A 10,135-nucleotide genomic window follows, 5' to 3' on the forward strand; every position below is an offset into this window, starting at 1 on the left:
GGGGGTTCGGTCGTGGGGGGGGGGTAGCCCCGCCCCCCGGGGGGGGTTAATTTTCTCCGCCCGCTTTGCCCCGGGGCCGCGGGGCGGGGCCCCCCGGGCGCCGGGTGGGCGGTGGGGGGCCTGGGCGAGGGCGCGGGCCCCACCGATCCCCGAGGACGCTCCCGCGATCAGCACGGGACGGCGAGCGGGATTCGGCTCGAAACGTGGCATGGCTTGCCCTCTCACTGAAACACATGGCCGGACACCTGTCCGAACACTAGCATGGGCACGCCGGGGGCGACAACGCTCAGATGACGCTGCCGACGTCCTCGCGGACCAGGTGATCCAGTGCGCGTTCGGCGACCGCCGCGATGGTCATGGAGGGATTGCAGGCGGCGGAGTTGCCCGGCATCAGCGCGCCGTCGAGGACGTAGAGGCCGCGCTGGCCGAGCACGCGGCCGTTCAGATCGCAGACCGTCCCCATGCTCGCGCCGCCGAGCGGATGCCAGGTGGAGGGGAAGATCGCGTTGGTATCGGTGAGCACGCTCGCCGAGCCCGCGATGCGCTCGACCAGCGGGCCGATGGTGCCGTTCTGCGCGATCTCGTCGCCCGCCGCGGGCCAGTGCAGCCGGGCGTCGTCGGTGGCCGAGTCGTAGACGAACCGCCCCCGCGCGGCGCTGACGCCGTAGCCGACGAGCATCGTGCTGTGCGCGTCGAGTTGCAGCGGCGGAATCGACGCCTGGATCACCGTGCCCGCCTTCGCGGGATCACTCCAGTTCAGACTGCCGTAGACGACGGGCCCGCCCTGCGCCGCGCCGACATTGTCGCCGAAGCAGGTCCACGCGTAGATGCGGTCGGCGTTGGTGCCCCAGCCCCCGCCCAATTCGTCGGGCAGGTCGGGGATCTGGCCCTTGGCCGCCGCACGGACCAGCAGCCGGGTGGTGTTGAGACTGCCGGCCGACAGCACCAGCGTGTCGGTGGTGAGAATCTTGTTCTCCACCACCGTGCCCGAGGTGTCGATGCGGTCGACGTACACCGTCCACCGCCCGTCCTTGCCGCGCTCGATGTCGGTGACGTGATGCAGCGGCGCCACGGTGACCTTGCCGGTCGCCTCCGCCGCGGCGAGGTAGGTGACATCGACCGAGTGCTTGCCGCCGTTGTTCACACCCATCGCGCCGTCGCCGTTGGTGTAGGACGGCTTCATCCGGCCGCGCAGTTCGTCGAGCGCGTAGTTCCAGTCGATCGGCATCGGGATCTTCGACAGCGGCAGCCCGGCGCGCTGGACGTGCTCGGCGAAGACCCGCGCGGCCCGATAGTTCGGCGTATCGATCAACTCGTCCGGGGCGGTGGCGAGTTGCAGCATGCGCGCGACGCGCGGGTAGTGGACCCGGTTCATCGTCGCCCAATCCAGGTCCTCGGGGAAGTGCGTGTTGAACACGTCCTCGGCCGGTTGCAGCGACATGCCTTGGTACACCAGCGATCCGCCGCCGACGCCGGCCGCGCACAGCGCCGTCATGTTCTCCCCCGGCACTGCCTCGACCAGACCGGCGTACGGCTCGAACGCCACCGGGACGCCGAACAGCTGCGGCGCGGACCGGTACCAGAGAATGCGCTTGTCCGGCGCCGTCGCGTGCGGGAATGTCTCCGCGTTCGGCCCCGTCGGCCAGCGCCGCCCGCGCTCGAGCACCAGAACCGGGACGCCGGCCTCGGCCAGGCGCAGCGCGGTGACCCCGCCGCCGAAACCCGAGCCGATCACAACCACCCGATGGTCCTCGCGCACGGCGCGCACGCGCCGCACGTCCGCTCCGATCCCGGCACGCGCGAGGCCGGGGGTCGCCACCGCCGCCCCCGCCGCGATGGTCCCGGCCAGAAAGGAACGGCGGGTGAATGCAGACACGAACGACCTCCAGAACGCAGACGGAACACACCCCGCGCGGATGACGCCGGGGACATCGCGCTCACGGCCGGTCGGCACCGGCTACCAGGGGGACCACTCGGCGACTGCACGCTGAAAACCCTGGTCCCGGGGCGGTATTCGCAATTTAGACACCGTAGATCAACGGTGTCAAGAGTTCCGGAGCAACTCGAGTAATCAAGTTACTGAAATAACTACGTTACTGTTGTTTCGTGGACAGGACGGGCAACCAGGATTCGGCCGCCAAGATCATCGACACTGTGCTGGCACTGCTCGAAACCGAGGGGTACGACGCGGTCCAGTTACGCGAAGTGGCCCGGCGGGCACGGGTTTCACTGACGACGGTCTACAAGCTGTACCCGACGCGGGACGACCTGATGCTGGCCGCCGTACAACAGTGGCTGGCCACCAACACCTACGGCATGCTGACCGAGGCGCCCGAGGGCGAGTCCCTGCGCGACGGCATCGTCCGCCTGCTGCGCGGTGTGTTCGGGCCGTGGGAACACCATCCGCGCATGCTCGAGGCGTACTTCCAGGCGCGGTCCGGCCCGCGCGGCCACCTGCTCGACGAGCAGGGCTTCGACGCCATCCTCCCGTCCGCCAGCGCGCTGTTCGACGACATCGACCCCGACTATGTGGCGGACATCGGGATGGTGCTGACCAACATGACCTACGCCCTCATCGGCCGGTTCGCCGCCGGCTCGCTGGAGATCACCGAGATCCTGCCCGCGCTCGAGCGCATCGTCTACCGGCTGACCACCAACAACGAACCGCTCGCCGCGCCCGCCGCCGCCCAGCGCCCGCAGCCCGGCGAGGCGCCCACGCTGGTGCTGCGCCCCTCCTTCATCTCGCCCTACGAGCCGGGCCCGAACAACACCGGCGACGGTGAACCGCTGTGACAACTCACAGGTCGTGACGCCCGGTAACAGTGTTACCGTGCTGGTGTCCCACCGTCCACCGGATCGGTTCGCCGTTGCACCGCTCCCGGGCTGCACGATCGATTGACACCGGTTGCGGGCGCCACGCGTGCCCGCCGGGCCGACATCGTCGATCACGCGGAAAAACCGTCAGGCCCGCCGGATCTCCGGCGGGCCTGACGGCTGGAACGAGCGCTACTTGAGCAGGCTGCCCGCGTCGACCGGCAGCGTGACGCCGGTGACGTAACGCGCCTCGTCGGACGCCAGGTACAGCACCGCGTTGCTGATGTCGACCGGCTCCACCCAGCCGACCGGCAGGGTGTGCATGAACTGCGCCACCGGGGCGAAGTCCTCCTTGGTCGGGTTCTCCAGATCCGGCCGGAACAACTTCATCGTGCCCTCGTTCATGAACATCGGGGTGTTCACGTTCGTCGGATGCACCGAGTTGACCCGGATGGAATGCTGGCCCAGCTCGACGGCGAACGCCCGCATCAGGCCGACCACGCCGTGCTTGGCGGCGACGTAGTGCCCGGTGTTCGGGTATGCCTTGAGCCCGCCCACCGAACTGGTGAGGATGATCGAACCGCCGCCGGCCGCGATCAGGTGTGGCACACCGGCTTTCGCGGCCTTCCAGACACCGCCCAGGTTGATGTCGATCATCGTCTGCCAGTCTTCTTCACTGGTCTTGTCCAGCGTCTCGCCGCCGTTGCCGATGCCGGCGTTGGCCACGACGATGTCCAACCGGCCCAGCTGCTCCACGCCGCTGTCGACGGCCGCTTGCAGCGCGTCGTACTCGCGCACGTCCACCTCGGCCGTCACGATCCGGCGGCCCAGCCCCTTGACCAGGTCGGCGGTCTCGGCCAGATCCTCCGGCGTGGAGGCGGGGATCAGGTCGGTGCCGCTGACCGGTTTACAGACGTCGACCGCGATGATGTCGGCGCCCTCCTGCGCCAACCGCACGGCGTGGCTGCGGCCCTGGCCGCGCGCCGCGCCGGTGATGAATGCGACCTTCCCGTCGACCCGTCCGGTCATGGTTACCTCGTTTCGTTGTTGCACCGCAGCGCGGGCGTTCCGCTCAGGGGTTGGGTGTGAAGGTGATGTGCAGGTTCGACAGCCCGCGCAGGATGTAGGTCGGCTCGTAGTCGTAGCGCCGGTCGCCCGCGGGGCCGTGCCGCTCCTCGTCGATCCGGATGTCGAGCATCCGGTCCAGGATCCGCTCGATCGACACCCGGCCCTCGGCACGCGCCAGCGGGCTGCCGGGGCAGGTGTGCACGCCGCGGCCGAACGCCATGTGCTCGCGGAAGTTCTTGCGGTCCAAGCGGAATTCGTGCGGCTGCTCGAAGCGGCGGGGATCGCGGTTGGCCGCGCCGGGGCAGACCATCACCGTCGATCCCACCGGAATCTCGACATCGCCGACGGTCGACCCGCGCTTCGCCAGCCGGAACCCGCTCTTGACGGGCGAGTCCATGCGCAGCGTCTCCTCGATGAAGGCCGGGATCTTGCTGCGGTCCTCGCGCAGTTGCTGCTGCACCTCCGGGTGGTCGCCGAGCACACGCAGCGCCGCGCTGAGCAGCTTGGCGGTGGTCTCCTGCCCTGCGGCGAACAGGAATGTCGCCGACCGCACCACGTCGATGACCTCGGGCGTGGAACCGTCGGGATACTTCGCCAGCGCCAGCGACGTCAGTACGTCGTCGCGCGGATTCTCCCGGCGCTCACTGATATACGAGACGAACTTGTCGTCCAGCCATTCCAGCGGGTTGGACACGAGCACCTCGTCGTCGAGGGACCCGACGCGGGCGCCGGGCCGGTCGGCGCCGAGCACCGTGCGGAACTGCTGATGGTCCTCCTCCGGCACGCCCAGCACGTCCGCGACCACCAGCAGCGAGAACGGCTTGGCGTATTCGGTGAGGAACTCGCACTTGCCTTGCTCGAGGAATTCGTCGAGCTGGCGGTCCGCCAGCCGCCACATGAAGTCCTCGTTCTCCTTCAGCCTGGCCGGGGTCAGCAGCCGGGCCAGCAGCGAACGCGCGTAGGTGTGGTCGGGCGGGTCCATCGTCACCATGTGCTCGAACATCGGCATCTGGGTGCGGTGCTGTTCGATGAGGGCGCCGATGTCGTCGCCCTCCACCTCGAACGGCAACGGCGGGAACGGACCGCCCACCGCGATCACCGACGAGAACAGGTCGGCGTCCTTCAGGACCTCCACCGACTCCTCGTATCCGGTGACCGCGTACACGCCGTGCTGCGATTCCCGCGTCACCGGGCATTTCGACCGCAGATGGTCGAAGTACGGGTGCGGGTCGGGAACGAGCGAGGGATCGGTGAAGTAGTCCACCGAATCGAAATCAGTCATGCGGAGAACTCCTGGCGTTGATCGAGGCAACCACTACGGACGGTAACACAGTTACCGGAGACCGGGAATATCATTCTCAGACTTGCGCAATCATCTATGCGACCCTGGCGGGGCATGGGTGCGGCGCGGATTCCGGCACCGCGCGAACAGCACCCGGACACGGTGACGGCGGCGATGACCGGGAGACACCCGGTATCGCCGCCGTCACCGCGCGACTATGGCGGAATCAGACTCCCGCGACCGGCCGGGCCGACACGAGATCGCCCGCCCGCCGGCAGTCCGACGGCAGTTCGCCGGTGTGGAACGCTTCGGACACCGCGACCTGCTCCGCCGGGAAACCGGCGGCGGCCAACGCACACGCCTTGAACGCCCGGGCCGCCACGCTCACCCGGTGCTGCACGGGCGCGATCCGGTCGTCCAGCTCGGCGGGCAGCCCGTCACCCCAGACCGCGACCTCGACCAGGCCGCGATCCAGGCATTCCAGCACACCGGCCCGCACGCGGCCGTCGGATCGGTAGGTCTGCGCCGCCACCGCGACGGCGTTGGGCCAGGTGTCGTGCAGCGGCGCGGCCAGCGACTGTTCCAGATCGAGCACCTCCGCGCCGAGGATGCTCAGCGGACGGACATTCGCGCAGTCGGACACCAGAACCGTCACCTCCCAGCCCGCGTAGGTCCGGTCGAACACCCAGCCCCCGACATGGCGGATGACATCCTCGGCACTCGGTGCGACGACCGCCAGTCTGTGGCGCAGGGGTCGCCGTCGCGCGTGTGCTCGCCAGCGCGCGGCCGAATCCAATACCCGGACGCCTTGTTCGATGGGGTCGACGGATCGTGTAGCCATGGTTCTCATCCCGCCTCTCGAATATGAAGATCGCGGCAGGTCCAACGGCCGGGCCACTGTACGGGCACCCCGCCGTCCGGCGGTCGGCCGGCTCGGTGAGCCGCCGTTTCCAGGCGGCGGGCTCACCGGAAAGAGCCGACGTTCGCTCCGGTGGACGTGCGACGGGTCAGGGCCGGTGACCAGTGCCGCGTCGTCCACGGGGGGAATCTACCGATCAACACGGTAACCCGGTTACCCGTGCTGCGATGCAGACCTCACTCGAGTGGTTTTGTGATCTATGTCACTCTGAAACGAGATTATGCAACATGCCTACCGCCGCCCCCGACTGCCGGTACAATGCCCCGTACGCGCGCATTCATGGGACGAAATCACTTGGCGCGGTTCATCACTCGATCCGCGGCCACCCAGTGCTCGTCGGCGACCCACAGCCGCGCGAACGCCGCGACGGCCTCGGCGGGCGGCACTCCCCCGATCACGCGCTTGATATCGGCCGCGGGCGCCGTCGCCAGCGAGCGCGCCAGCGCGCGCCAGCCCTGGTCGAACTCGGCGCGGGGCAGCACCCGGTCGACGAGCCCGGCCCGCTCGGCGGCCGCGGCGTCGAGAATCGCCCCGGAACCCGCGAGCAGCAGCGCCCGGCTGCGACCGACCAGCGCGGCCAGCCGCTCGGCGCCGCCCCAGGCGGGCATGATCGCCAGCGACACCTGATTGAACCCGATCTTGATGTCGTCGGCCGCGATTCGGATATCGGCGGCCACCGCGACCTCCGCCCCGCCGCCGAGCGCATGCCCGTTCAGCGCCGCGACCACCGGGCCCGGGAAGGCCGCGAGCCGATCACAGATGCCGCGCATCCGCCAGGCCATCTCGGCCGCCTGCGCCTCGGTCCGCAGCGCGGCCAGTTCCTTGAGGTCGCCGCCGGAGACGAAGGCACGGTCACCCGCTCCCGTGAGCACCAGCGCCCGGGCCCCGGCGGCGGCATCGATCGCCTTGTCCAGCTGATCCATCGTGTCGGGCGCGATGGCATTGCGGGCATGCGGGCGATTGATGGTCACCACCGCCAGACCGTCGTCCAGCTCGAGCTCTACCATGTCTTGTTCTCCCCTGGGGAAATGTGGTTCTCTTAATGAGAGAATAGCGTAACGGGTGTTGAGTCCCCCTGCCCCGACGGGAGTTCGACCATGCGCACGATCCCCCTCGATCTGATCCGGCGTTATCAGGCGGAGGGCTGGTGGACCGACGAGACGATCGGCGATCTGCTGTCGGCCGGGCTGACCGCCTCGCCCGGCACCGAGTTCCGCATCCACTCGGCCACGCGGCCGTGGTCGGGCACGTTCGGCGAGGTGGAACGGGTGGCTCGGCGACTGGCCGCCGGACTGCGCCGTCGCGGCGTGGCGCCCGGCGACACCATCGCCTTCCAGCTGCCCAATTCGATGGAGGCCGCGGCGGTCTTCTGGGCGGCGGCGTTCCTGGGCGCCGTGGTGGTCCCGATCGTGCACTTCTACGGGCGCAAGGAACTCACCTACATCCTCGACGCGGCCCGGCCGCAGGTCTTCGTCACCACCGACCGTCCCGACAGCGCCGCATTGCGCGAGCGCGTCCCCGTCGTCGCGGTGGTCGGGCGGGACTTCGAGGAGCTGCTCGACGCCGAGCCGATGCCGGGCACGGCGCGGGTCGACCCCGCCGATCCCGCCCTGATCGCTTACACCTCCGGCACCACTCGCGCACCGAAGGGCGTGGTGCACACCCACCGCACCCTGGTCTACGAGACCCGGCAGCTGGCCGGCATGTATCCGGCCGACCGCGGCGACCAGCTCACCGCGGCGCCGGTCGGCCATTTCATCGGCATGATCAACGCGCTGCTGATCCCGGTCCTGGACCGGGTGCCGATCAATCTCGCCGACGCCTGGGATCCGGCCGCGATCCTCGGCCTGATGACCGCGCGGCGACTGACCGTCGGCGGCGGCGTGCCGTACTACATGACCAGCCTGCTCGACCATCCCGACTGCACCCCCGAGCACCTGCCCTACCTGCGCTACGCCGGACTCGGCGGCGCGCCGGTCCCCGCGGCGGTGACCACCCGGCTCGCGCGGCTGGGCATCGTGGTCTACCGCTCCTACGGCAGCACCGAGCATCCCTCGATCACCGGCTCGCACCACACCGCCCCGGAGGACAAGCGGCTGTTCACCGACGGCCGGGCGCTGCCGGGAGTCGAGGTGCGGCTGGCCGAGGACGGCGAAATCCTCAGCCGCGGACCGGATCTCTGCCTCGGCTACACCGATCCCGAACTCACCGCCGCCGCCTTCGACGCGGACGGCTGGTACCACACCGGCGACATCGGCGCCCTCGACGCGGACGGCTACCTGACCATCACGGATCGCAAGTCCGACATGATCATTCGCGGCGGCGAGAACATCAGCGCGCTCGAGGTCGAGGAGGTGCTGCTGACGCTGCCCGGCGTGGCCGAGGCGATCGCGGTGGCCGTTCCCGACGAGCGGCTGGGCGAGCGCACGGCCGCGGTGCTGCGCCTGCTCCCCGGGCACACCGCGCCCTCCTTGGACCAGTTGCGCGCCCACTTCGCCGCGGCCGGTCCCGCCAAACAGAAGTGGCCAGAGGAAGTGCACGTCGTCGCGGATTTCCCGCGCACGGCCAGCGGCAAGATCCAGAAGTTCGTGGTTCGCCGCGACCTGGCGGCCGCGCGCCGCGAGGGCATTGCGGCTCACCAGTGAAGAGAATAACATTCTCATAGAACGACAAGGAGGATTCCATGACGAAGGTCGAGCTGCCCTACCAGCTCTTCGACGCGGACAACCATCTCTACGAGACGAAGGAAGCCCTCACCCGGCATCTGCCGAAGGAGTACGAGGGAACGATCCAGTACGTCGAGATCAACGGCCGCACCAAGATCGCGGTGCTCGGCCAGATCAGCGAGTACATCCCCAACCCCACCTTCGAGGTCGTGGCTCGCCCCGGCGCGATGGAGGAGTACTTCAAGCACGGCAACCCCGAGGGCAAGAGCCGGCGGGAGATCTTCGGCAAGTCGATGAAGGCGATCGACGCCTTCCGCAATCCGGAGGCGCGGCTGAAGGTCATGGACGACCTGCAGCTGCAGCGCGCGCTCATGTTCCCGACCCTGGCCAGCCTGGTCGAGGAGCGCATGCGCCACCACCCCGAGCTGATCCACGCGGTGGTCGAATCGCTGAACCGCTGGATGCTGGACGACTGGGGCCAGGACGGCAGTTTCGTGCACTCCGGCCGCATCTTCACCGTCCCGGTGATCACGCTGCCGATCGTCGAGCGCGCGATCGCCGAATTGAACTGGGCCGTCGTGGAACACGGCGCCAAGGCCATCCTGGTGCGCCCGGCTCCGGTGCCCGGCTTCAAGGGCCTGCGCTCGTTCGCGCTGCCGGAGTTCGATCCGTTCTGGAAGCGGGTCGTGGAGCTGGACGTGCTGGTCACCATGCACTCCTCGGACAGCGGCTACTCCCGCTACGACGCGGAGTGGGAGGGCAACAGCCTGGAGATGCTGCCGTTCAAGACCAACACGTTCGCCATGACCAACCAGTGGCGGCCGGTCACCGACGCGGTCGCGTCCTGGGTGTGCCACGGTGCGCTGAATCGGTTCCCGGACTTGAAGATCGCGGTCATCGAGAACGGCTCGGCCTGGCTGGAGCCGCTGCTGCAGCAGCTGACCGACGTGTACAAGAAGGCGCCGGAGGGCTTCGGTTTCCGCGACCCGGTCGAGACCATCAAGCGGAGCCTCTACGTCAGCCCGTTCTGGGAGGAGGACCTGGAGCGGCTGTCGCAGGTCATGGGCGCCGACCACGTGCTGTTCGGTTCGGACTGGCCGCATCCGGAGGGCCTGGCCGAGCCGGCGCGCTACATCCACGAGATCAAGGACATGCCCGAGGAGAAACAGGCCAAGATCATGGGCGGCAATCTGGCGCGGTTGCTGAAGGTATGAGCTGGCAGACCATCCCGGAGATGGTCCTGAGCACCGCCGAGGGGGGGGGGGGCCCCCGCGGCGGGGGGGGGGGGGGGGGGGGGGGGGGGTTTGGGGGGCGGCCCCCGCGGGGGGGGGGGGGGGGCCCGGGGGGGGGCCGCGGGGGGGGGCGGCGGGGGGGGGGGGGGGGGGG

8 protein-coding genes are annotated in these 10,135 nt (G+C 69.3%); 3 read left to right on the top strand and 5 right to left on the bottom strand.

Features of this window, described 5'->3' with window-relative positions:
* Window positions 1-286: 286 nt before the first annotated feature.
* The gene (locus tag QH470_RS26050; protein ID WP_280274982.1) at window positions 287-1,876 is read right to left on the bottom strand and encodes a GMC oxidoreductase; all 1,590 of its coding nucleotides are present in this window, start codon (window positions 1,874-1,876) and stop codon (window positions 287-289) included.
* Window positions 1,877-2,106: 230 nt separating this feature from the next.
* Between QH470_RS26050 and QH470_RS26055 the strand changes: the two genes are divergently transcribed.
* Window positions 2,107-2,793: a TetR/AcrR family transcriptional regulator gene (locus QH470_RS26055; RefSeq protein ID WP_280274983.1), complete on the top strand. Its 687-nt coding sequence runs from the start codon at window positions 2,107-2,109 to the stop codon at window positions 2,791-2,793.
* A 213-nt stretch (window positions 2,794-3,006) separates the two neighbouring features.
* On the opposite strand, the gene QH470_RS26060 is transcribed toward QH470_RS26055, so the two are convergent.
* The 4 genes from QH470_RS26060 to QH470_RS26075 form a co-directional block, all read right to left on the bottom strand.
* The gene (locus QH470_RS26060) at window positions 3,007-3,843 is read right to left on the bottom strand and encodes a mycofactocin-coupled SDR family oxidoreductase (protein WP_280274984.1); all 837 of its coding nucleotides are present in this window, start codon (window positions 3,841-3,843) and stop codon (window positions 3,007-3,009) included.
* 43 nt (window positions 3,844-3,886) lie between these two features.
* Window positions 3,887-5,164 (bottom strand): cytochrome P450, encoded by a 1,278-nt coding sequence (locus tag QH470_RS26065; protein ID WP_280274985.1) that lies wholly within the window; start codon window positions 5,162-5,164, stop codon window positions 3,887-3,889.
* Window positions 5,165-5,390: 226 nt separating this feature from the next.
* On the bottom strand, window positions 5,391-5,915 hold the full coding sequence (locus tag QH470_RS26070) for a hypothetical protein (protein WP_400182801.1): 525 nt from the start codon (window positions 5,913-5,915) through the stop codon (window positions 5,391-5,393).
* A gap of 458 nt (window positions 5,916-6,373) precedes the next feature.
* The gene (locus QH470_RS26075; RefSeq protein WP_280274987.1) at window positions 6,374-7,090 is read right to left on the bottom strand and encodes an enoyl-CoA hydratase/isomerase family protein; all 717 of its coding nucleotides are present in this window, start codon (window positions 7,088-7,090) and stop codon (window positions 6,374-6,376) included.
* A 90-nt stretch (window positions 7,091-7,180) separates the two neighbouring features.
* On the opposite strand from QH470_RS26075, the gene QH470_RS26080 reads away from it, so the two are divergent.
* Window positions 7,181-8,728, top strand: coding sequence for an AMP-binding protein (locus QH470_RS26080; protein WP_280274988.1), 1,548 nt, complete (start codon window positions 7,181-7,183; stop codon window positions 8,726-8,728).
* Between the two features lie 38 nt (window positions 8,729-8,766).
* Window positions 8,767-9,963 (top strand): amidohydrolase family protein, encoded by a 1,197-nt coding sequence (locus QH470_RS26085; RefSeq protein WP_280274989.1) that lies wholly within the window; start codon window positions 8,767-8,769, stop codon window positions 9,961-9,963.
* Window positions 9,964-10,135: the final 172 nt, after the last annotated feature.

The sequence above is a fragment of the Nocardia wallacei genome, from assembly GCF_029868745.1.
Lineage (GTDB): Bacteria > Actinomycetota > Actinomycetes > Mycobacteriales > Mycobacteriaceae > Nocardia > Nocardia wallacei_B.